General features: G+C 67.6%; 21 protein-coding genes. 12 read left to right on the top strand and 9 right to left on the bottom strand.

Translation table 11 applies throughout. The features are described 5' to 3' along the window. Nucleotides 1-8 precede the first annotated feature (8 nt). From A5789_RS32255 to A5789_RS32240, 4 genes are all read left to right on the top strand, one after another. Nucleotides 9-1,115, top strand: coding sequence for a flotillin family protein (locus tag A5789_RS32255; RefSeq protein ID WP_082941099.1), 1,107 nt, complete (start codon nucleotides 9-11; stop codon nucleotides 1,113-1,115). A 33-nt stretch (nucleotides 1,116-1,148) separates the two neighbouring features. Beyond that, nucleotides 1,149-1,532 carry a cold-shock protein gene (locus tag A5789_RS32250; RefSeq protein ID WP_063910793.1) on the top strand — a complete coding sequence of 128 codons (384 nt, stop codon included), beginning with the start codon at nucleotides 1,149-1,151 and terminating at the stop codon, nucleotides 1,530-1,532. 128 nt (nucleotides 1,533-1,660) lie between these two features. Beyond that, nucleotides 1,661-2,755 (top strand): ATP-dependent DNA ligase, encoded by a 1,095-nt coding sequence (locus A5789_RS32245; RefSeq protein WP_197516783.1) that lies wholly within the window; start codon nucleotides 1,661-1,663, stop codon nucleotides 2,753-2,755. After that, nucleotides 2,752-3,792, top strand: a complete 1,041-nt coding sequence (locus A5789_RS32240; RefSeq protein WP_064907007.1) for a DNA polymerase domain-containing protein — start codon at nucleotides 2,752-2,754, stop codon at nucleotides 3,790-3,792. Before A5789_RS32245 ends, A5789_RS32240 begins: the two co-directional genes overlap by 4 nt. Nucleotides 3,793-3,817: 25 nt before the next feature. Here the strand turns inward: A5789_RS32240 and A5789_RS32235 are convergent, their stop codons facing one another. The 3 genes from A5789_RS32235 to A5789_RS32225 form a co-directional block, all read right to left on the bottom strand. Further along, a complete protein-coding gene (locus A5789_RS32235; protein WP_051755639.1) occupies nucleotides 3,818-4,474 on the bottom strand; it encodes a TetR/AcrR family transcriptional regulator in 657 nt (218 codons plus the stop codon). After that, entirely contained in the window at nucleotides 4,458-5,603 is a 1,146-nt protein-coding gene (locus A5789_RS32230; protein WP_063015076.1) for an acyl-CoA dehydrogenase family protein, read from the bottom strand. Before A5789_RS32230 ends, A5789_RS32235 begins: the two co-directional genes overlap by 17 nt. A gap of 92 nt (nucleotides 5,604-5,695) precedes the next feature. Then, a complete protein-coding gene (locus A5789_RS32225; RefSeq protein ID WP_064907006.1) occupies nucleotides 5,696-6,418 on the bottom strand; it encodes a TetR/AcrR family transcriptional regulator in 723 nt (240 codons plus the stop codon). A gap of 382 nt (nucleotides 6,419-6,800) precedes the next feature. Here A5789_RS32225 and A5789_RS32220 point away from each other — a divergent pair, with 382 nt between their 5' ends. Next, entirely contained in the window at nucleotides 6,801-9,857 is a 3,057-nt protein-coding gene (locus A5789_RS32220) for a Tn3 family transposase (RefSeq protein ID WP_064905942.1), read from the top strand. 166 nt (nucleotides 9,858-10,023) lie between these two features. Here A5789_RS32220 and A5789_RS32215 read toward each other — a convergent pair whose 3' ends face one another. Beyond that, nucleotides 10,024-10,227, bottom strand: a complete 204-nt coding sequence (locus A5789_RS32215) for a hypothetical protein (RefSeq protein WP_064905940.1) — start codon at nucleotides 10,225-10,227, stop codon at nucleotides 10,024-10,026. Nucleotides 10,228-10,440: 213 nt separating this feature from the next. Between A5789_RS32215 and A5789_RS32210 the strand changes: the two genes are divergently transcribed. Then, the gene (locus A5789_RS32210) at nucleotides 10,441-10,689 is read left to right on the top strand and encodes a hypothetical protein (protein WP_155525753.1); all 249 of its coding nucleotides are present in this window, start codon (nucleotides 10,441-10,443) and stop codon (nucleotides 10,687-10,689) included. 18 nt (nucleotides 10,690-10,707) lie between these two features. On the opposite strand, the gene A5789_RS32205 is transcribed toward A5789_RS32210, so the two are convergent. The 3 genes from A5789_RS32205 to A5789_RS32195 form a co-directional block, all read right to left on the bottom strand. Continuing rightward, nucleotides 10,708-11,667 carry an acyl-ACP desaturase gene (locus A5789_RS32205; RefSeq protein WP_064905936.1) on the bottom strand — a complete coding sequence of 320 codons (960 nt, stop codon included), beginning with the start codon at nucleotides 11,665-11,667 and terminating at the stop codon, nucleotides 10,708-10,710. 55 nt (nucleotides 11,668-11,722) lie between these two features. Then, entirely contained in the window at nucleotides 11,723-12,490 is a 768-nt protein-coding gene (locus tag A5789_RS32200; RefSeq protein ID WP_064905934.1) for a sigma 54 modulation/S30EA ribosomal C-terminal domain-containing protein, read from the bottom strand. A gap of 237 nt (nucleotides 12,491-12,727) precedes the next feature. Then, nucleotides 12,728-13,666, bottom strand: a complete 939-nt coding sequence (locus tag A5789_RS32195; RefSeq protein WP_064905932.1) for a site-specific integrase — start codon at nucleotides 13,664-13,666, stop codon at nucleotides 12,728-12,730. 253 nt (nucleotides 13,667-13,919) lie between these two features. On the opposite strand from A5789_RS32195, the gene A5789_RS32190 reads away from it, so the two are divergent. The 3 genes from A5789_RS32190 (at nucleotide 13,920) to A5789_RS32180 (ending at nucleotide 17,104) form a co-directional block, all read left to right on the top strand. Continuing rightward, nucleotides 13,920-14,678 carry an alpha/beta fold hydrolase gene (locus A5789_RS32190; protein ID WP_227462825.1) on the top strand — a complete coding sequence of 253 codons (759 nt, stop codon included), beginning with the start codon at nucleotides 13,920-13,922 and terminating at the stop codon, nucleotides 14,676-14,678. A gap of 82 nt (nucleotides 14,679-14,760) precedes the next feature. Beyond that, the gene (locus A5789_RS32185) at nucleotides 14,761-16,242 is read left to right on the top strand and encodes an SDR family NAD(P)-dependent oxidoreductase (RefSeq protein WP_064904711.1); all 1,482 of its coding nucleotides are present in this window, start codon (nucleotides 14,761-14,763) and stop codon (nucleotides 16,240-16,242) included. Nucleotides 16,243-16,720: 478 nt separating this feature from the next. After that, complete coding sequence (locus tag A5789_RS32180) at nucleotides 16,721-17,104, top strand: DUF2784 domain-containing protein (RefSeq protein WP_228793512.1); 384 nt, start codon at nucleotides 16,721-16,723, stop codon at nucleotides 17,102-17,104. A 14-nt stretch (nucleotides 17,105-17,118) separates the two neighbouring features. On the opposite strand, the gene A5789_RS32175 is transcribed toward A5789_RS32180, so the two are convergent. Continuing rightward, nucleotides 17,119-17,691, bottom strand: coding sequence for a TetR/AcrR family transcriptional regulator (locus A5789_RS32175; RefSeq protein WP_064904713.1), 573 nt, complete (start codon nucleotides 17,689-17,691; stop codon nucleotides 17,119-17,121). Nucleotides 17,692-17,793: 102 nt separating this feature from the next. Here A5789_RS32175 and A5789_RS32170 point away from each other — a divergent pair, with 102 nt between their 5' ends. Further along, nucleotides 17,794-19,038 carry an FAD-dependent monooxygenase gene (locus tag A5789_RS32170; protein ID WP_064904715.1) on the top strand — a complete coding sequence of 415 codons (1,245 nt, stop codon included), beginning with the start codon at nucleotides 17,794-17,796 and terminating at the stop codon, nucleotides 19,036-19,038. A gap of 6 nt (nucleotides 19,039-19,044) precedes the next feature. On the opposite strand, the gene A5789_RS32165 is transcribed toward A5789_RS32170, so the two are convergent. Continuing rightward, nucleotides 19,045-19,455, bottom strand: a complete 411-nt coding sequence (locus A5789_RS32165) for a hypothetical protein (RefSeq protein WP_063015066.1) — start codon at nucleotides 19,453-19,455, stop codon at nucleotides 19,045-19,047. A 160-nt stretch (nucleotides 19,456-19,615) separates the two neighbouring features. On the opposite strand from A5789_RS32165, the gene A5789_RS32160 reads away from it, so the two are divergent. Next, on the top strand, nucleotides 19,616-20,653 hold the full coding sequence (locus A5789_RS32160; RefSeq protein WP_064904876.1) for a nucleoside hydrolase: 1,038 nt from the start codon (nucleotides 19,616-19,618) through the stop codon (nucleotides 20,651-20,653). Nucleotides 20,654-20,700: 47 nt separating this feature from the next. Next, complete coding sequence (locus A5789_RS32155; protein WP_063015120.1) at nucleotides 20,701-21,537, top strand: amidohydrolase family protein; 837 nt, start codon at nucleotides 20,701-20,703, stop codon at nucleotides 21,535-21,537. The last annotated feature ends 22 nt before the right edge of the window (nucleotides 21,538-21,559 follow it).

Below are 21,559 nucleotides of genomic sequence, written 5' to 3'. Positions count from 1 at the left end.
AGACACCAGTGCTGGGCTATCACGTGCCCGATCCCGACGAGGCCATGCTGATCAGCGGCGGCCGCGCCAAGGACAACGCCCCCTTCCGCGTCATCACCGGCCACGGCGCCTGGGTGATGCCGTTCTTCCGCAAGGTCAGCTACCTATCGCTGGCGATGTTCGAATCCGAGATCCAGGAACGCTGCGTCACCCGTCAGGCCATCCAGCTCGACGTGCGCGCGGTCATCGCCTTCAAGGTCGCCAACGACACCCAGTCCGTGGTCAACGCCGCACAACGATTCCTGTCCGAACAGGAACGCGAGATGTCGGTGCTGACCGGGCGCATCTTCTCCGGCCATCTGCGCTCCATCGTCGGTTCCATGACCGTCGAGGAGATCATCCGCGAACGCCAGAAACTCGCCGACGAGGTCCTGGTCGCCTCCAAGGTGGAGATGAGCAATATCGGACTGTGGGTCGACTCGTTCCAGATCCAGTCCATCGACGACGGCGGACTCGGCTACATCGCCGCCCTCGCCGCACCGCACAACGCCGCCGTTCAGCGCGACGCCCAGATCGCTCAGGCCGCCGCCGCCCAGCTCGCCGCCCAAGCCGAACAGGAATCGCTGCGCAAACAGGCGGAATATCAACGCCAGACCGCGATTCTGCAGGCCGAATACCAGCGCGATATCGACAAGGCCAAAGCCGAGGCCAGTCAAGCCGGCCCCCTCGCCGAAGCCATCGCCCTGCAGGAAGTGCTCACCGCCCAGGCCGAACGCGCCCGCAAGGAAGCACAGCTGCGCGAACAGCAACTGCAGGCCGAGGTCGTCAAACCCGCCCAAGCCGAAGCCGAGCGCGTGCGCGTACTCGCCCAGGCCGAGGCCGACCGCACCCGCATCCAGGCCGAGGCCGCGGCATCCAACAACCGGATCGCGTTGGACCAGTTGCTGATCGAGCAGCTGCCCGAAATCGTCAAACAGGCCGCGCTCGGCCTGTCCAACGCCAATCTGACCGTCCTCAACGGACCCGACGGCGTCGGCGAATTGGTCAACGGAATGGTCGGGCAGGGACTGACGGTATTCAACTCGCTGCAAAAGGCTCTTTCCACCGACAACCACTCCGGGGCACCGATAGAGTGACCGCACACGGACGGCAATGAGGAGCAGGTGTAGGTGTCGATCGGGAAATTGGTGTCCTTCGACAGTTCTCGGGGGTTCGGATTCATCCGTCCCGAAGACGGCGGGCCGGACGTATTCGTTCACGTGAACGACATCGGATTGGACGAGGACGAACTGCGGCAGGGGCGAGTATTCGAATTCGAGGTCACCGAGGGTGATCGAGGACCCAAGGCGGTCAACCTGACCGCGGTCGGCGGCACACCGGCACCGCCGCGGCATCGCGGCCGCGGCACCGGCCAGCTCACCGCCGCCGAACACAAACGGCTGATCACCGAATTGCTGCTCGACGCCAGTCCCGCCCTCACCGCCGGCGAGATCATCACCATCCGCGACCGGCTCGCCGAATTCGCCGACCAGCACGGCTGGCTGGAGAACTGACCGGACCGGGCGAATGTCCCGCGACCGCGGATGCGGCTCTCGGCCTACGATCATGACGACGGTGCCGGGCGATGAATTTCTCCCGCCCGCACCGTCGGCATGGGTGAGACCGACCCGAGGAGGATCGCGTGGACCTGCCCGTCATGCCGCCGGTGAAACCGATGCTGGCCAAATCCGCCGGCGCCCTGCCCCGCGAGGACACCCTCCTCTACGAGCCCAAATGGGACGGCTTCCGGTGCATCGTCTTTCGTGACGGCACCGATATCGAACTCGGTTCCCGCAACGACCGGCCACTCACCCGCTATTTCCCGGAAGTGGTGCGGCTGCTGGACACGGCGCTACCACCGCGATGCGTCCTCGACGGCGAAATCGTCGTCGTCACCGAAAACGGCCTCGATTTCGATGTCCTGCAGAACCGCCTGCACCCCGCGGCCTCACGAGTGAACAAACTCAGCGTCGAAACACCCGCGAGCTTCGTCGCCTTCGACCTGCTCGCCCTCGGCGACGAGGATCTGACCACCAGGCCCTTCCACGAACGCCGGCAGCTGCTGGAATCCATCCTCGACACCCCGCACGAGGGCATCCACCTCACACCCGTCACCTCCGACCCCGACACCGCCCAGGACTGGTTCACCCGATTCGAGGGCGCCGGCTTCGACGGCGTGATGGTCAAATCCCGCGATCTGCCCTATATGCAGGACAAACGCGTCATGGTCAAGGTCAAACACGAACGCACCGCCGACTGCGTCGTCGCCGGATTCCGCTGGCACAAGGACGGCCAGGGCGTCGGCTCACTGCTGCTGGGCCTCTACGACGAGGACGGCCATCTGCACCACGTCGGCGTCGCCAGCAGCTTCACCGCCGCCCGCCGCAAACAACTCGTCGACGAACTCGCACCGCTGCGCGAAGGCGCACTCGACAACCATCCCTGGCGCAACTGGGCCGACGCCGCCGCACAAGCCAAGGCCGAAGGCAAGATGCCCGGCGGCATCAGCCGCTGGACCGGCGGCAAGGACTTGTCCTGGGAACCACTGCGACCCGAACTCGTCGCCGAGGTCCGCTACGAACACCTCATGGCCGGGCGATTACGCCACGGCGGGCGCCTGGTCCGCTTCCGCGACGACCGCACCCCGCAATCGTGCACCTACGCCCAACTCGAAGAGGTCGCGCCCGCCGAACTCGCCGACGTCTTCACCGCCGCGAAAGCGCAGGCCCAGCCGTGAGCGAAGCCATCGACATCGACGCCGACGGCGTGACCGTCCGCATCAGCAACCCGGACAAGATCTATTTCAGCAAACGCGGCGAAACCAAACTCGACCTCGTGCGCTACTACCAGGCCGTCGCCGAACCACTGCTGCGCACCATCGGCAACCGGCCCGTGCTGCTCGAACGCTATCCCGACGGCGCCGGCGGCAAATCCTGGTTCCAGAAACGCGTCCCGAAATCGGTCCCCGACTGGCTGCAGACCGTGCAGGTCTCCACACCCAACGGCACCGCCAGCGACGCCCTGGTCGCCGCCGACCTCGCCCATATCCTCTGGGCGGTCAACCTCGGCTGCCTCGGCTTCCACGTCTGGCCCAATCACGTTCCCGCAGGCGGCGTTCCGGCCCGCACCGAAGGCGAGATCGGCGACCTCGACATCAGCGACGAACTGCGCATCGACCTCGATCCCTCCCCCGGCATCGGCTTCGACGAGTTGCGCCACGTCGCCGTGCTCACCCGCGAACTGCTCGCCGAACTCGGCATCGACGCCCGCGTCAAAACCTCCGGATCCCGCGGCCTGCACATCTACGCCGTCCTCGAACCCGTCTGGGACGGCTACCAGGTCCGCGCCGCCGCGGTCGCCATGGCCCGCGAACTCGAACGCCGCCACCCCGACCTGATCACCGCCAACTGGTGGAAAGAGGAACGCGGACAACGCGTCTTCATCGATTACAACCAGAACGCGCCACACAAGACCGTCTTCGGCGCCTGGTGCGTGCGCCCCAAGGTCGGCGCCCAGGTCTCCACCCCCATCGCCTGGGACGCACTCGATGCGATCGTCCCCGACGAACTGACCATCGCCACAGTCCCCGAGCGGCTCGCCGCATCCGGCGACCCCTGGGCCGACCGCACCCCGCAATCGATCCAGCCACTACTCGAAATGTCGCGCCGCGACTTCGATTCCGGCCTGCTCGACGCCCCCTGGCCACCGAACTACCCGAAGATGCCCAACGAACCACCGCGCGTCCAACCCAGCCGCGCCCGCACCCCCGGCTGAGAACCACGCCGCGCCGGGTGCGCCGTCAGCGGGCCTGTTCGATCCGCGGAAACGTGGTCTGCACCAACGCCATCAACACATCCGCGAGCAGATGATGCACCTGCTCACGATTCAAGCTGCGGCGCGTAATCCATTCGCGCCCAGCGGTTTTCACCATACCGCTGTAGGCGCGGACCAGGGCCCGCAACTCGTCGTCACGCGCCGATCCGGACAGGCCCACCATCTCCAGCAGCCGGTCCGCCGCGGCGTCGTCGGCCTCGTCCAGGATGCGCTGCACCTCCGGATCGTCCCCGATACCCTCGTGCCCGGTCACCTTCACCCAGGTACTGCCCAACCCGCTGATCGTGTCCAGCAGCCACGACACACTCGCATCCACCCGCTCCCGCGGCGTACCGGTCGGCATCACCATGTAATCGGCGCGCGGCAACGTCACCATCCGCCGCACCACCGCCAGATACAGATCGCGCTTGTTGCCGAAATAGTGATTGATCAGCCCGCGCGCCACCCCGGCGCGCTGCGCGAGTTCAGCGGTCGACACCGCCGCATACGGACGTTCGCCGAACATCTCGATGGCGCAGGCCAGAATCTGCGCGCGCCGTTCGTCCGGCTCCAGCCGGCGCCGCCGAGCCGAATCGGCATCGGCCGGCACCGGCTGGGTCGTGGTCTCAGAGTGAGCGGGCAATGAGATCCTTCATCACCTCGTTGGAACCGGCGAGGATGCGCAGCACGCGCGCACCGGTGTACAGCTGGGAAATCGGGTACTCCGTCATGTATCCATAGCCACCGAACAGTTGCAGACAGCGGTCCACCACAATACCCAACTGGTCGGTAAGCCAGTACTTCGACATCGCAGCGGTGGGAATATCCAGCTCACCCCGCAGATGCTTCCCGATCGCATCATCCAGGAACGTCCGGCTCACCCGCGCGATCGTCGCGCACTCGGCCAGCTCGAACTTCGTGTTCTGCATCGCGAACAGCGGCTTGCCGAAAGCCTCACGGCCCTTGGTGTATTCGACGGTCAACTCCACCGCCCGCTCCATCATCGACACCGCCATGATCGCGGTCACCAGCCGCTCCTGCGCCAGCAGCTGCATCATCTGATAGAAGCCCTGCCCCTCGGCCTCACCCAGCAGATTCGATGCCGGCACCCGCAGGCCGTCGAAGAACAGCTCCGCGGTGTCCTGCGCCTTGCCGCCGATCTTGTTCAGGATCCGGCCGCGCCGGAAGCCGGGCGTCTCATCGCTCACCTCGGCGAAGATCAGCGACACACCCGCTGCACCCTTCGTCGGATCGGTCTTGGCCGCGATGATGATGCCGTCGCACAGCCAGCCGTTGGAGATGAAGATCTTCGACCCGGTGATCACGTACTCGTCACCCTCGCGCACCGCGCGGGTCTTGATGTTCTGCAGGTCCGAACCCGTCCCCGGCTCGGTCATACCGATCGACAGCACCATCTCACCGCCGGCCGCCTTCGGCAGCACCCGCCGCTTGAGGTCCTCGGTCCCGAAATGATGGATGTAGGGCGCGATGATCGACGAATGCACCGGCATACCCAGTGAACCGTCCCCGGCATAGGACTGCGCCTCGATCAACGCCGCCTCGTGCGCGAAAGTGCCACCGCCACCGCCGTATTCGGACGGAATCGCGGCACACAGCAGACCCAGCTCACCCGCCCGGTTGTACAGCTCGCGGTCCGGATGGCCCTGCGCGACGAACTTCTCCTCGTTCGGCAGGACTTCCTTCTCGAAAAAGGTCTTCGCCAGATCCCGGACGGCCTCGACCTCATCGTCGCTCCACGCGGCGCGCGCCATCGTTACTTCCTTCGTCTCGTACCCGGAACCGGACCGCACCGGCCCCGCGCACCAGCCTGGCGCACTATTGGCGGCATGTCAACAACGCGGGTTCAGTGCGCCTCCCGCGCGATATTCGCCTCCGCCAGCGTGCTGAAAATCGGAACCTCCGGATCCGCCACGATCCGCTGCCGCCGCAGAAACCCGTCGATCAGTGACCAGACCAACTCGGTCAGCTCCGCGACGAAATCCGCACTGCTCCGCCGCGGCGACTCCGCCCCCTCGAGCCACAGATCCGTCGTCGCCACCACCACGCCGACGACCGCCCGCGCCAGATAGTCCAGGCCCGCCGTCTCGATCGGCACCGCCTCCGCGATCGATTGCGCGAGCTTCGCGAACCGCCGCGCCGCATCGCGCCCCAGATCGAACTGCAGCACCGCCCCCACCGCCCCTCCCCCCGACCTGCTCGCCTGCGCCGTCTGCACCACGGGCGCCTGCATCAGAAACCGAAAGACATTGGGATGCTGAAGAATTCCGGCCGCATACGCGGTGAACACCCGCCGCAGCGCGGGCCGCGGCGGCTGCAGCAGCAACGTCATATCCTGCCCGGCGGCCGCGAACGCGTCGCGCGACATCCGATCGGCGATCTCGGTGTACAGATCCGCCTTGTCCGCGAACTGCCGATACAACCGCGGCTTCGTCATCCCCGCCGCACGCGCGATGTCGTCCATACTCGGCTGCGGGCCGTCCCGGTCGATCACCCGGATCGCCGCATCGACGATCTCCTCCCGCGTGACCCGAGGCGCGGCAGCTCGCCGGCCGACCCGAGACACCATGGGTACCTCCCCAGCCGAGCGAACAGTCGCACCCACGTTACACGTACCGCCGGTACGAAATCGATGACCGCCCCGTGCACCAGCCGAAACGGGGGCTGAATAAGGAGATACCCCACCGAGGTCCGCGGACCGACAGCCGATCGCGTACTGTCGCTACCGTTGACCGTACCGGCAGTACGAGCGGCTCCGACCCCGCGCTCACGAGGTAGACCGATGAACCCAGCCCGCACCCCCTCCCGCCACCGCACCGTCACGGCATGTGGGGTCCAGTTGACCGAGAACTGGCGTTAGCGAGGGGTTGGTAGCCGGAACGCCTTGCTGTGGAGGTTGATCCGCACGATCGGCAGGCGCGGGCGGGCGTGTGGTGGTTGCATGTCGGTTCGTGGGTGATGAGGGCGGGGCCGGGTACGGCCGGTTCGGTGTGCTGTCGAGGGTCGATCTGGAGCGGTTCTTCCATCTCGATGACGAGGATCGCAAGTTGATCCAGGCCCGGCGGCGCGATTCGAACCGCATGGGTTTTGCATTACAGCTGGTCACGGTCCGCTACTTGGGGATGTTTCTGCCAGATCCGCTCGATGTTCCGGGTGAGCTGATCGACTATCTGGCTGAGCAGTTGGAGATCGCGGATCCGTCGTGTGTGAAGTCCTACACCGACCGGGAGAAGACCCGGTTCGAGCATGCGTGGGAGATCCAGCGCCGCGAGGGGCTGGTCTCGTATCCGCAGGTCGAGGCCGAGCTGCTGGCGTGGATCGCTGATCAGGCGTGGATGACCGGCGACGGCCCGAAGGCGCTTGTCGCGGGCGCGGTGGGCTGGCTGCGGGAACGCAATGCCCTGTTGCCGGGCATCACAACCCTGGAGCGGCTGGTCACCGACGGCAAACAGGACGCCGACCGGCGACTGTGGGCGCAACTGGCCGGCCAGCTGGCCGGCGGGGAGGCCGGGCAGCTGCTGGGTTTGCTGGACACCAGGGAGGAGAGCCGCCGCCGATTTATCGAGCTGGAGCGGCTGCGCAAGGGCGCGTTCGCCCCCACGCCGACGGGCATGCGCAACGCTCTGGCCAGGGTGCGGGACGTGAACGCGGTGATCCCGGCGTCGGTGGACATCACAGCGACCCCGGCGCGGCGGGTGATCGCCCTGGCCACGCACGGGTTGACCGGCAAGACCGCGCATCTGCGGCGGATGAAATCGCAGCGGGAGCGGCTGCTGGCGCTGCTGACCGCGACGGTGTTCACCTTGCGCGCCAAGGCGATCGATGACGTGCTCGAGTTGTTCGACCTGCTGATGGTCACCAACTTGATGGCCAAGGCCGAACGCCAGTCCAAGGACGAGAAACTCAAGCGCTACCCGCGCGTGAGCCGCAACGCCGGAAAACTCGCCCAAGCGGTGCGGGTGCTGCTGGAGATGAGCGAGACCACCCCGGAGCTATCGCTGGAACTGGTGTGGGATCTGATCGAGAACACCGTCTCCAAATCCGAACTCCGCGCGGCGCTGGCCGCGATCGATGAGCTGGTGCCCCAAGCCGATCCGGAGGGCGACTCACAAAAACTCGAGGAGCTGGCAGGCCGGTACGCCACCGTGCGGGGGTTCCTGCCCGCGATGATGCGCAACATCGACTTCGGCGCCACCGCCGACGCCGCGCCAGTGCTCAAAGCCGTTGCCGCGCTGGCGGACATGATCACCCCGCAACACCGTGGCCGTGGCGGGTTACCGGCGCGTTGGCTCGATGCCCGCCGCGTGGATCACGACCTGATCGGCGGCGGCTGGCAGCGCCTGGTGTATCCACCGGAGCGGCCGGAGGCGACCGTCGACCGGGCGGCCTACACCCTGTGCCTGCTGGAGCAGTTTCACCGGCATCTCAAGCACCGCAACATCTTCGCCGAGCACTCCTCCAAATGGCGTGACCCCCGCGCGCACCTGCTGTCGGGGATGGCGTGGGAGGAGGCCCGCGACCGGGGCATGAACGCACTCGGCCTGCCGGGCAATCCGCGCCCGTTGCTGGGTGAGTTGGCCCAGAGTCTCGACGGCGCCTACCGGGAGCTGGCCGCGCACCTGGGCGAGGACACCGCCGCGTCGGTGGACGAGGACGGAAAACTGCACGTGGCGGCGCTGTCGGCGACGCCGGACCCGCCGAGTCTGGTCGATCTGCGCCGCCGCACCGCGGCGATGATGCCGCGGGTGGACCTGCCGGAAATGGTCCTCGAAGTGATGAACTGGCATCCGGGGTTCGCCGAGTCGTTCACCCATGTGGCCGGCACCAGCGCCCGCGTCGCCGATCTGGGAATGTCGGTGGCGGCCGTGCTGTGCAGCCAGGCCATGAACGTCGGGCTCACACCGGTGACCACGCCCGGCGCCGACGCGCTGACCCGCGACCGGCTACGCCACGTCGACCAGCACTACATCCGGTCCGACACCCTGTCCGCGGCGAACACCGTGCTGGTCAACGCCCAAGCCGATGTCCCGCTGACCCAGCTGTGGGGCGGCGGGGCTGTCGCCTCGGTGGACGGGATGCGGTTCGTCGTCCCGGTCCGGTCGATCCACGCCAGACCCAACCGAAAATATTTCGGACCGAAACGCGGCGCTACCTGGCTCAATATGCTTTCGGACCAAGCGGCCGGGCTGAACGCGATGGTAGTGTCAGGCACCCCGCGCGACTCGCTGAACGCTATCGACGTGATCCTGCGGCAACCCGAGGGCAGCAAGGTGCCCGACGACATCATTTCCGACAACGGGTCGTATTCGGACATCGTGTTCGGGCTCCTGCACCTCCTGGGCCGCAAGTACCGGCCGCAGCTGAAAAGCCTGCCCGACCGGCGGCTGTGGCGCATCGACCCGGCCGCCGATTACGGACCCCTGGACAAGGCCGCGCGGGGCCGGATCGATGTGGAGAAAATCTGCTCCTACTGGGAGGACATGTGCCGGGTGGCGGTGTCGATGAACCGTGGTGAGGTCTCCGCGCACGAGGTCACCCGCATGATCTCCCGCGACGGCAACCCCACCGCGCTGGGCCAGGCCATCGCTCACTACGGCCGGATTTTCAAAACCCTGCATATCTTGCGGCTCGCCGACGACGAACCCTATCGGCGGGAAGCCAAGGCCCAAGCCAACCTTCAGGAAGGCCGCCACGATCTGGGCCGGACCGTGTTCCACGGCCGCAAGGGCGAACTGCACCGCGCCTACCTCGACGGCATGGAAGACCAACTGGACGCGCTCGGGCTCGTTCTGAATATCACCGTGCTGTGGAACTCGGTGTACCTGAGCCGGGCCCTCGATGAGCTGCGCGCCCAGGGCTACCCGGTGCGTGACGAGGACGCCGCGCGGCTGTCCCCGTTCATCCGCAAACATGTGCGCATGGAAGGTCACTACAGCTTCCACCTGCCCGACCTGGGCGGAAGCCACAGGCCGCTGCGGGATCCAGACGCCCCGGACGACGATGATTGAATCGGTAATCCCCCTCCGCCACAGGCTTGATCGAAGCCCGATTCTGCCGGTGCCGGAGGCGACTGGAGTCGATGCGGGATCCGCCGCCGCGCATCCGCCGAATAGCATTGCCACACGTCTGGAGACGGTGCTTGCCGATGACGCGAGGAACTTGCCGCCGAGGGGGTCAGCTGTCGTCGGGGCCGGCCGGTGCGCGGGCGCCCAGGTGCTCGCAGATGGTGTCGATGAGCCCGTTCACCGCGGCGAGCGACGATTCGTGCCGGTAGCCCAGGGCGGGGTACTGCGAGGAGGAGGCGACGAACAGGCGATCGGAGGCCGACCAGCGAACCTGGATCGCGGACAGGCGGATCGAGGGAGTCGGGTTGTTCATCGCGGGCCTTCCACCACACTGTGCCGGCCGGACAACCCCGAGGGTGACACACCGACCGCCCTCCCGGAAAGACAACCGGGAGGCACCGGGACACCACCGGTCCCAGCGCACTCACCGGTGTCCACGCCCCCTGCCCCGGGTCTGGTCCGCCAGCGATGCGGCGCGTGAGTGAAAGACACTGTGCCCGAGGTTGATCGGGTGCATCCTGGAGTGGTGAACACGACCGGATCGGTGCCGTGCAGACCTGAACTCGACCGGGCCCGTGACGGTTTGAGCCGAGCCCGAGCGGCGTCGCGGCGCGCGAAGACGCTGGTGGCGTCGGCTCAGGCGCAGTCGCGGGCGGCCCGGACCCGCCTGATTCATGCGCAAGCCGCGTTGACACGCGCCATCGCGCGCATCGACGCCGTGCGAATCCACCTGGCCGCGTCCCGGGCCCGCGGGGATCTGGATGGGCCCGGCTGACCCTCGGGGGTCGCCCGGTCAGGCGCGGGCGGCTTCGCGGGCCAGGGCGCGGTCGCGCTGTTCTTCGAACCGGGGGATCTGGGTGTGTTCCAGGGTGTCCAGGTAGGCGGCGAGCCGCTCGCGGGCTTGTTCGCCGCGGGGTCCGAAGTCGGTACGGTCGAAGAGGTTCCAGTGCCGGATGACGGGCTGCAGGACTTCCTCGAGGTGCTGGCGCAGGTCGTAGATGCCGTGTTTGGCCATCAGGACCCCGTTGCGGCGGAAGTTGGGCATACCGGTGCCGGGCATGCGGAAGTTCTCCACGATCAGATCGATCGCCTCGATCGCCTGATCCGGGACCACATCGAGGGCGGCGCCGCACATCGTCCGGTAGAAGATCATGTGCAGGTTCTCATCGAGCGCGACACGCTGCAACATGGCCTCGGCGACCGGATCGTCACAGACGGTAGCGGTGTTGCGGTGACTGATGCGGGTCGCGAGTTCCTGGAAGGACACGTAGGCGACCGAGTACAGGAACCCGGCCTGCCCGCGGGCGGTGAGCTGGTCGACCGGTGGCGCGAAACCGGTGCTCATGTGGGTCATGCGGTCGTTTTCCAGCGCGACCGGGTCGACCCCGCGGGTCACGACGAGGTAGTCGCGCAGGACGGTGGAGTGGCGGGCTTCCTCGGCGGTCCAGCGACCCACCCACGATCCCCACGCGCCGTCGAGGGAGAAGTTCTCGGCGATGGTGCGGTGATAGGAGGGCAGGTTGTCCTCGGTGAGCAGGTTCGTGATCAGCGCGGCCCTGGCCACCTCCGACAGCCGGGACTGTTCCGGTTCCCAGTCGGTGCCGCCGAGGAGGGCGAAGTTGCGGCCGGAGTCCCAGGGCACGTAGTCGTGGGGATGCCACTCCTTGGCCATCGCCAGGTGCCGGTTCAAGCAGGTCTCGGCGGCGGGTTCGAGTTCGGTGAGGATCTCCAGCTGCGTCAGATCACGCGCCACGGTCGTTGTCTGCCTTTCTCTTCGAGGAATTCCGGATGTGACGGGATAGGTGCGACTATTGCCGGGTGCCGGCGGGTGTGAGGAGGGACAGACCGGTGTCGTAGCGGCGGTACAGCAGCTGCCCGCGCCCGGTGTCCGGGTCGGTGTAGAACAGGAACGGCAGCCCGTGCCCGCACACTCGGGATACCGCGTCGGATTCGGTGAGCACGGGTGCGGGGCGGGGAGTGAGCGTGAACGGTCCCGGCCGGTCCGCGGCCCAGGAGGGCGGGTGCATACTGCGCTGGCGGGCCAGCCGCAGCCCCGAGGGCCCGGCCCGGTGCACGACCGCGTCCTCACCGGTGTCGGCATCGGTGAACAGGTGCACGTCGTAGTCCCGCGCGTCCATGACCGCAGCAGCCTCGTGCGGCCCGACGGTCACCAGCTCGACCGGTTTGCGGCGAGTCAGCTCCCCAGGGCCTGCCGCATCCAGGGCCGGCCGTGTCGGATCCGGCCACGGCCGCGGTGCCCACGGCTCCCGCAACGCGGTGATCTGATGTTCCAGCCGCAGCACCACCGGCAGCGCGTCACCACGCCCGTGCGTCGGTGTCTGGATCCGCACCGATGTGTCCCCGACGTGCAGGTTCACCTGAACCAGCAGGGGACCGTTCTCATCTTCGGGGCCGGTGATCCGCAACCGGGCACCACCGGTGACGTGCAGCCGCTCCAGCAACCGGCCGACCGCGCCGACGAACCGTTCCCCCTCGAGCACCGGCACCCGGCCATGCGCGAACACGACCACCTCGGGAAACGACGGCGCCGACCATGCCTGCGACGTCCGCAACATTCACACACCCTCCGATTCACCAGACACACAGAGACATCGACCGTGCCCGAGATATCGGCACGGTCAATAGGGCCGGAAGTCCCCGATCATTCAGAATTTCTTGATTGCATCATTCCGCAAACGGTAGTCCGGTCAACAACCTCGAGCAGCCTCGGCGCCGCCTAGGAAAACACGCCGCCACCTGCAACGCATGACCGCACCGTAACCGCCACGCGGGCTTGCCCCGACCCGGAGGACTCACCGGCCCGAGCGGCGGCGGCCGGCCGGATCGCTGTCGGCCTGATATCGGCGCAGCCCTTCGTCGGACACCCTCGCGTATTTCGCGAGGCTGCGCACCGAGGTATGCCCGGACAACTTCATCAGCACCGGCGTCGACGCGCCCTGCTCCGCGGCGTGCGTCAGCCGGGAATGCCGGAGCTGATGCAGCGTGTAGGGGCCGTCGTCGTAACCGGCGGTGTGCGTCTCGAACAACTCGGCCGCACGCCGATACGACAGCCGCGCCCGTCCCGTCACCGAGTCGACATCGTTGGTCGCCACCGACGGGCGGGCCTTGCGGTCGGTCAGGAACAGCGGCCCAGACTTGCGACCGCCCAGCATCCGCGGCAGCAACCGCGCGGTGCCGGTCTGCCACGCGATGACCTCCCGCGCCCCGCCCTTGCGGGTCACCACCGCGCACCGGTTCGCGGTGTCGAGATCGGGCACATCCAGCATCAGCACCTCCTCCGCGCGCGCAGAGGACTCGTAGAGCATGTGCCACAACACCCGTTGCCGCAGCGGCGCATCCGATCCCAGGATCTCGGTGACCCGATCCCGGCTCAACGCCCTGCTGGTGTCCGGCGGTGCGGGCCGGGCCCGCAACCGCACCAGCGGATCACCGGCCAGCCACTGCTGCTCTCGCCAATACCCACACGCCGCCGCGAGCGCGGTCAACCGGATGTTGAACGTCTTAGGGGCCTTGCCGCCCCACACGAAGGTGAACCAGCCACCCACCCGATCGGGTTGATCACCCAGCAACGCCACATCGGTGTCAGCCCCGAAATCGGCGACGAGCCGATCCAGAGCCGCGGCGTAGGTCGCCCTCGTGTTCGCCGCCGTGATCGTCTCGAGGTAGATGCGCCGCGCGTCCGCCAGCCGCACCCCGCCGGCGCGGCAGGGGAACTTACGAACCTCACCCATACCGGCCTCCAGCTCTATCGCACATAGTTTCCCGAGTCACCTCCGTGCCGACGGTGCATCGCGACAGGACGACTCCGAGGTTACCGCACATAGTATGCGGCTATATGCGGTAACTCGTTAGCGCCAGTTTCCGCAAAAATGGTCCAGCGCTCGCTAACGCCAGTCTTCGCGCAACTGGACCCCACATGCCGTCACCGCCCCCGGCGGCGACCTCGCCGTCTACGAATACGGCCACCCCCAGGCCGACACCATCGTGCTCATCCCCGGCATCACCGACACCCATCGCATCTGGAACCGCGTCGCCACCGGACTCGCCGACAGCTTCCACGTAGTCACCTACGACGTCCGCGGCCACGGCCGCTCCAGCGCACCCACCCGCACCCACCGCTACCGCCTGCCCCACCTCGCCGACGACCTCTTCGCCGTCCTCGACGCCGTCAGCCCCCGCACACCGGTCCACCTCGCCGGCCACGGCTGGGGCGCGATCCAACTCTGGTACGCCCTCGGCGACCCGCGCGCCAACACCCGCATCGCCTCCGCCACCGCGCTGTCGGCGCCCCACCTCGACCACCTCGCCCTCGCGCTGCGCGATCTCCGCTGCCCCCGCAGTCCTTGGTGGCGGCTCCCGCGCCTGAGCTGGCTGGTTCTCGGCCGCCGCCTCCTGCACTGGCCCCGCCTGCGCGCCCGGGTCCTCCCGCAGGCCACCACCTGGCCCGCCGACCTGCTGGCCGGCGCCCGCATCGTCGCCGCCAACCTCGCCCACCACCTGCGCCATCCGCGCCCGCAACATACCGCCGTGCCGGTCCAACTCATCCTCGACCGCGCCGACACCGCCGCCCTGCCCAGCCTGCGTGCCCATATCCGCCGCGACGTCGACCGCCTCTGGCTGCGCGAGCTGCCCGCCGATCCCTGGCTGCCGCTGACCGAACCCCTGCTGGTCGTCGAAGCCATCGCCAACTTCATCGACGATCAGCACACCGACCACCGGCCCATCCACTACACCCCGCGCTGAGGAGCCCCGGCAGCCTCCAACAGCCGCGATGCGACAATAGGCGTCGCACATTCCCGCACACGAAGGATCATCCGGCAGCACGATGGCTGAGCACACCACGACGAACGCGCCCACCACTCCCCTGCCGGACACCATCGATCCCGAGGACCTCGCGATCTGCCTGCGCGTCCTCGACCAGGCCGCACTGCTCGACGACGACAACCCCGATTCCATCGCGGTGCAGCGTGCGGTCGGGCACATGTTCAAGAGACTGAAGCGGCGCCGCCGCACTCAGGCCCGCGACGCCGTCGCCGCCGCCGACCGGGCGGTGGTCGCCGCCACCGCGACCGGCTCCCCGAACCGCATCGACGACGAGACCGCCGGCATCCCGCTCTCCACGTCCGTCGACGGCGACGCCGCCGGCACCCTGCTGCGCCCGCGGCCCTGCTACATCTGCAAACAGCGCTACACCCGCGTCGACCGGTTCTACCACCAGCTCTGCCCGGACTGCGCCGCCCGCAACCATGCCAAACGCGATGCCCGCACCGACCTGTCCGGCCGCCGCGCGCTGCTCACCGGCGGCCGCGCCAAGATCGGCATGTACATCGCCCTGCGACTGCTGCGCGACGGCGCCCACACCACGGTCACCACCCGCTTCCCCAACGACGCGATCCGCCGCTTCACCGCCCAGCCCGACAGCGCCGAATGGCTGCACCGGCTGCGGATCGTCGGCATCGATCTGCGCGATCCGGCCCAGGTCGTCGCCTTGGCCGACGATGTCGCCGCGCAGGGGCCGCTGGACATCATCATCAACAACGCCGCCCAGACCGTCCGGCGCTCGGCCGGCGCCTACGCCGCACTGGTCGAGGCCGAATCCGCCCCGCTCCCCGCCGGCGAACTGCCCGACACCATCACCTTCGGCCACACCACCCAGGCCCATCCGAACGCACTCACCGCGTCTCTGCACTCCGTGCCGACACCGACCACCCTGTCCGCCGCCGAGGTCACCGATCTCGCACTGGTCGCGGGATCGGCCACGCCCGAACGCATTTCGCGCGGTGTGGCGATCGACGCCGGTGGCTTGGTACCCGATCTGGCCCACACCAACAGCTGGGTGCAGACCGTCGCCGAGGTCGACGCCACCGAACTGCTCGAAGTGCAGCTGTGCAACTCGACCGCACCGTTCCTGCTTATCTCCCGGCTGCGGCCCGCCCTCGCCGCATCACCGGCCCGCCGCAAGTACATCGTCAACGTCTCGGCCATGGAAGGTGTGTTCAGCCGCGGCTACAAGGGCCCCGGCCACCCGCACACCAATATGGCCAAGGCCGCGCTCAACATGCTCACCCGCACCAGCGCCCGCGAGATGTTCGAAACCGACCGCATCCTCATGACCGCCGTCGACACCGGCTGGATCACCGACGAGCGCCCGCACTACACCAAGCTCCGCCTCGCCGAGGAGGGCTTCCACGCTCCCCTCGACCTCGTGGACGGCGCCGCCCGCGTCTACGACCCGATCGTGCGCGGGGAAGACGGCGACGACCTCTTCGGCTGCTTCCTCAAGGACTACGAGCCGTCCAACTGGTGACCACCCGGCCCCGTCGTGGCTGTTCTGTAGGGGTGAGTTTGTGGTGTGTCCGAGTGGTACGCGTCGGGCTACACATGTTTAGATGCGCATATCGACGTATCAATATTGAATGCTGCTTCCAGGCGCCTGAGGACATTCCTGCAGCTCCGACACGACTCGAATCACCTCGTGGTGAAAGCACTGCAGGCGCTTCCCCCTTCCAGCCGGCCGGCCGGCCCGGACTCCCCCACGGAAGGCCACGGCGCGTTTCCCATGTCGTTGGCCTTGTCCGAGATGGACCGCTCCCCCATGTGTCGGCCGAGAGCCATGCCGGGCGATCAATCGTTTAATGCGCATATATGCGTACCGATATCCTTTAACGCTCCGAGTCGCCGACCGCGGCCGGAAGGCCGTGGGAGACACGGTCGTTCACCCGGCAGGCGCCGACGCCCGAATCCCCGCGCACGCCGGCGACAAGCGCCCTAATCTGGATTACGTGATGTACCGGCTGCTGGCAGATGCCACCGCGGGTGTGCATTTTCTGTTCATCGCCTACCTCGTCGTGGGCGGATTCGTCGCGTGGCGGTGGCGCTGGACGATCTGGACCCATATCGCCGCGGTGGCCTGGGGTTTCAGCACGGTACTCATCGGGGTCGACTGCCCCCTGACCTACCTGGAGACGTGGGCCCGGGAACGCGGCGGCGAAGCCGGCCTACCGTCGACCGGCTTCATCGACTACTACATCACCGGGGTGCTCTACCCCCGCAGCGCTCTGGATCTCGTACGCATACTGGTCGTCGTGCTGGTGGCGGTGTCGTGGATCGGCTTCGTCCGGCTCGGTAGGCGGCGACGGTACCGCTCTCACCACGCAGTCGCCGAATAGCGCACCCGCGCGAGCTATCCCCGGCTCATCGCTCGCACCGCACGGACGACGTCGTCGCCGGTCAGCTGATCACCCGCGGGCGCGATCAGCCACTGCAGCGCCATACCTTGGAACAGCGCGAAATAGAGCTTGGCGACGGCGCGGGCATCGCCGGCCGACAGCTCCGGATGAACTTCGCGCAGGGGCTCGACGAGTGCGGCATAGACCTCCTCGGTCGCACCCGAGAAGTACTCCTGGGATTCCGGCGACCGGGCCACTCGCACCCCGTTCTCGAAGCTGAGAATCAGCTCGTCCGGATGGTTCTGGATGACGTCCAGCATGCCGTTCCACGTGGCCTCCAGCGACTGCGCCAGGGTCCGCCCCTCCCCCGCGTCCCGGATGGCCGCCTCCATACCGCGGCCGATCTCGTCACCGGTCGCCTCGGCGATGGCCTCGGCGACCAACCGATCCTTGGTACCGAAGTGGTAGCCGATGGCCGCCAGGCTGACCCCGGCCGCGCCGGCGATGTCGCGCGCGGTCACCTTGGCGAGACCTCGCTCCAGAATCGCCTTCCTCGCCCCTGCCAACAGATCCTCTCGATTACCCATAAGCCCAGGTTACAACGTCTTAGACATTTGTACTAGACAAGCGTGCCAACCATATGGCACATTTGTCTAAGACGTTCGGACCAACCGATAGGAATCACCCCCATGAACACCATCTCCCGCCCCCTGCACATCCTCGTCTCCGGCGGCGGCATCGCCGGCAATGCCGTTGCGCTGCAATTGCTTCGAGCCGGTATCGCGGTCACCGTCATCGAGCGCGCCACCGCTCCCCGGCCGGGCGGACAGGCTGTCGATCTGCGCGGACCCAGTCGCGAGGTGGCCGAGCGCATGGGCCTGATGCCGGGCATCGCCGAATACCAGCTCGAAGAACTCGGCATTTCCTACATCGACCACAAGGGCCGCACCTACGCGAACATGGCGATGGAATATTTCGAGGGCAAGGGCCCGGTGGCCGACATCGAGATCACCCGCGGTGACCTCAATCAGGTACTGCTCGACGCCGTCGCCGCGGCCGGCGGTGAGCTGGATTACCGCTACGGCGAGTGGATCGAATCGCTGACCCAGGACGACACCGGCGTGACGGTCGAGTTCGCCTCGGGACGCAGCGGCCACTTCGACCTCGTCGTCGGCGCCGACGGCGTGCATTCGGCGACCCGCCGGCTGGCCTTCGGTCCGGAGGAGCAGTTCAGCACCTTCCTCGGCGGCTACGCCTCGTTCTTCACGATGCCGACCCCGGCGGGGATCACGCCCGGCTGGTTCGCCATGCAGCTGGTTCCTTCCGCCGCGGTCGGCTTGCGGCCCGACCGCGATCCCGCGACCGCCAAGGCGATTCTCACTCTGCTCGGCGACCCCGATCCGGCGCTGCGCCGCGATACCGCCGCACAGCAACGGCTGATCTGCGAGAAGGTCGGTTCGCAGCCGCACTGGCACGCGCCGACCATTCTGGCGGCCATGACCGAGGCCGACGACTTCTACTTCGACGAACTCGCGCGCATCGATATGCCCACCCTGGCGGCCGGGCGCGTGACGTTGGTCGGCGACGCCGGCTACTGCGGCTCACCGATGACCGGGATGGGCACGGCGATGGCGCTCGTCGGCGCATACATCCTCGCGGGTGAGCTGGCGGCCGATCCGGCCGATGTCCCGGCGGCGCTGCGCCGCTACGAGGAGAAGGTCACCCCGTTTCTCGACAAGGCCAAGGAACTCCCCGGCGGCGGAATCGATATGATGCTGTCCCCCAGCGCATTCGGCACATCCATGCGGCGAACCGCCAACCGGATCATGATGTCGAGGCCGATGCGGCCGGTCATGATGAAGCTGTTCTTCGGCAAGACCGACGACTACGAACTGCCCACGTACGAAACTTCCGCCGCCACGACCGGACGGTAGGCACGGTCACAGCTGGGCCGTCGTGCCCGGCGCCAACCCCTCCGCGAGCCGCAGCTTGGCGGCCAGATCCGACAGCAATTCGATCGAGGAGGCGGACAGTCCGGCCGCTGTGCTCAGCAGACGCCGGAGCGCCGGATCGTCCACCGCCGCCGACACCAGGTCGTCACCGGGCACCGGATCACCGGGCCCACCGTCGTTGAAACGGGTCAATTCCACCGCCAGCACCCTGGCCACGGCTTCGACCAAAGCTCGGGACGGATTGTCGCGATTGCCCGACCGCAGCTGGGACAGATAGGTCGCCGAGACGGGATGCCCGGCCTGGGTCACGCGAAAAGCCAAGGCGCGATTGGTCATCCGGATACCGTGCGCCTGCTCCCACTGCGAGACGACCTCGTTGAAACGGTCCGCGAATCTCACCGGCGAAACACCCCCAGGCCGCTGCGAGGAACGCGCACGGTCCACAACACGAGAATTGACATGTCGAAACTACCCTCGTCCGCATCGTTTCGCCCGCCGACAGGCCGGACGGGGCGGCCCGGCGGCGGGCCGCTAGTCTCGCACCGTGCGGCAGACGATCATGGTGGACGTAGACACCGGAATCGACGATGCGCTGGCACTGCTGTATCTGCTGGCGGATCCGCAGCTGGAGATCGCCGGAATAGCCTCGACCGGAGGCAATGTCCCCACCGCGCAGGTCGCGGCGAACAATCTGGCCCTGCTGGATCTGTGCCGGGCGCCGGCCATCGAGGTGGCACTCGGCGCGGCGCAGCCGCTGGCGATCCCGCTGCGGACCACCGAGGACACCCACGGTCCGCACGGGATCGGCTATGCCGAACTGCCGCCCTCGCCGCGCCCGCTCTCGGATCGTTCGGCGGCGCAGTTGTGGGTCGACACGGTGCGGGCACGTCCGGGTGCGGTACTGGGCCTGTGCACCGGGCCCTTGACCAACCTGGCCCTGGCGCTGGAACTGGAACCCCGGCTGCCGCAACTGCTTAGGCGACTGGTGATCATGGGCGGCGCGTTCCGGCATCCGGGTAACACCACCCCGACCAACGAGTGGAACGTGCATGTCGACCCGGAGGCCGCCAAAGTGGTCTTCGACGCGTTCTCCGCCGCCCCGCAGGATCATCGGCCGATCGTCTGCGCGCTCGACATCACCGAATCGATCGAGATGTTCCCGGACCATCTGCGGCGAATCGCCGAGCGAGCGCACTGCGGCGGCGCCGCGATGCCGGCTCCCGCGGATCCGCCCGGCCTCCGGTCCGAGGCGGCCAATCCGGTCGTGCGGTTCCTGATCGACGCGGTGCGGTTCTACTTCGAGTTCCACCAGCATTACGACCAGGGGTACCTGGCACATATGCACGATCCGTTCGCCGCGGCGGTCGCGCTCGAACCGACCCTGGCGGTGCTGCGGCCGGCAACGGTGGACGTCGAGCTGGCCGGGACGATCACCCGCGGCACCACGGTCGCCGATTGGGCGGGCATGTGGGGTCGCGCACCCAATGCCGATATCGCGGTCGGCACCGACCCGGCGGCCTTCTTCGACCGCATGATCGAGCGGATCGGTGATTTCGCGGCGGCGCTGTACCCGCCGGTGGCACAGGAGGTTCGGTGACGGTCGACGAGAATGACCAGGCGGCGGTCACGCAATTCCGGAGCCGGATGGAGCTGCCCGGAATCATCGATGTGCACACCCACTTCATGCCCGATCGGGTGCTGCACAAGGTGTGGGCGTATTTCGATTCCGCGGGCCCGCTGATCGGACGGCCGTGGCCGATCACCTATCGCGACGACGAGCAGCAGCGCCTGGATACGCTACGCGGCTTCGGAGTGCGGGCGTTCACCTCCCTGGTGTATCCGCACAAACCCGATATGGCGGCGTGGCTGAACGAATGGGCGGCCGACTTCGCCGCGCGCACCCCGGGCTGCTTGCACACCGCGACCTTCTACCCCGAGCACGGCGCCGGAAGTTATGTGAGCGCGGCGGTCGAATCCGGAGCGCGCATCTTCAAATCGCATATCCAGGTCGGCGATTATCATCCGGGCGACCCGCTGCTGACCGAAGTGTGGGGGCTGCTGTCCGAGGCCGGGATTCCGGTGCTGATCCACTGTGGCTCGGGGCCGGCGCCGGGTGAATTCACCGGTCCGGAACCGATAGCGGCACTGCTGCAGCGGTTTCCGCGGCTGACGCTGATCATCGCTCATATGGGCGTGCCGGAATACTCGCAGTTCCTCGACCTCGCCGAGCGCTACGACAACGTGCACCTCGACACCACGATGTCGTTCACCGATTTCATCGAAGAGCGAAACCCGTTCCCGCGCAACGAATATTCGCGCCTGTCCGAGCTGGGCGAGCGCATCCTGTTCGGCAGTGACTTCCCGAACATCCCGTACTCCTACGCCCACGCGCTGGAAGCGCTCGAACGACTCGACTTGGGCGCGGACTGGGTGCGCGCGGTCTGCTACGACAATGCGGCGCGGCTGTTCCGGATGCGATGAGGTGTCCGGGCGCGAATTCTCG

Origin of the sequence: Nocardia sp. 852002-51101_SCH5132738 (assembly GCF_001665695.1) — a bacterium.
Taxonomy (GTDB): Bacteria; Actinomycetota; Actinomycetes; order Mycobacteriales; family Mycobacteriaceae; genus Nocardia; species Nocardia nova.
The sequence above is the reverse complement of the archived record's forward strand: the minus strand, read 5'-3'. Positions and strand labels throughout refer to the sequence as shown.

Coding starts and splice junctions, on each gene's coding strand:
- A5789_RS32230 (WP_063015076.1), bottom strand. CDS start 5,603: ATGGCGCGCGCCGCGTGGAGCGACGATGAGGTCGAGGCCGTCCGGGAT.
- A5789_RS32225 (WP_064907006.1), bottom strand. CDS start 6,418: ATGGTGTCTCGGGTCGGCCGGCGAGCTGCCGCGCCTCGGGTCACGCGG.
- A5789_RS32215 (WP_064905940.1), bottom strand. CDS start 10,227: ATGAACAACCCGACTCCCTCGATCCGCCTGTCCGCGATCCAGGTTCGC.
- A5789_RS32200 (WP_064905934.1), bottom strand. CDS start 12,490: ATGTTGCGGACGTCGCAGGCATGGTCGGCGCCGTCGTTTCCCGAGGTG.
- A5789_RS32195 (WP_064905932.1), bottom strand. CDS start 13,666: ATGGGTGAGGTTCGTAAGTTCCCCTGCCGCGCCGGCGGGGTGCGGCTG.
- A5789_RS32185 (WP_064904711.1), top strand. CDS start 14,761: ATGGCTGAGCACACCACGACGAACGCGCCCACCACTCCCCTGCCGGAC.
- A5789_RS32180 (WP_228793512.1), top strand. CDS start 16,721: ATGTACCGGCTGCTGGCAGATGCCACCGCGGGTGTGCATTTTCTGTTC.
- A5789_RS32175 (WP_064904713.1), bottom strand. CDS start 17,691: ATGGGTAATCGAGAGGATCTGTTGGCAGGGGCGAGGAAGGCGATTCTG.
- A5789_RS32170 (WP_064904715.1), top strand. CDS start 17,794: ATGAACACCATCTCCCGCCCCCTGCACATCCTCGTCTCCGGCGGCGGC.
- A5789_RS32160 (WP_064904876.1), top strand. CDS start 19,616: ATGGTGGACGTAGACACCGGAATCGACGATGCGCTGGCACTGCTGTAT.
- A5789_RS32155 (WP_063015120.1), top strand. CDS start 20,701: ATGGAGCTGCCCGGAATCATCGATGTGCACACCCACTTCATGCCCGAT.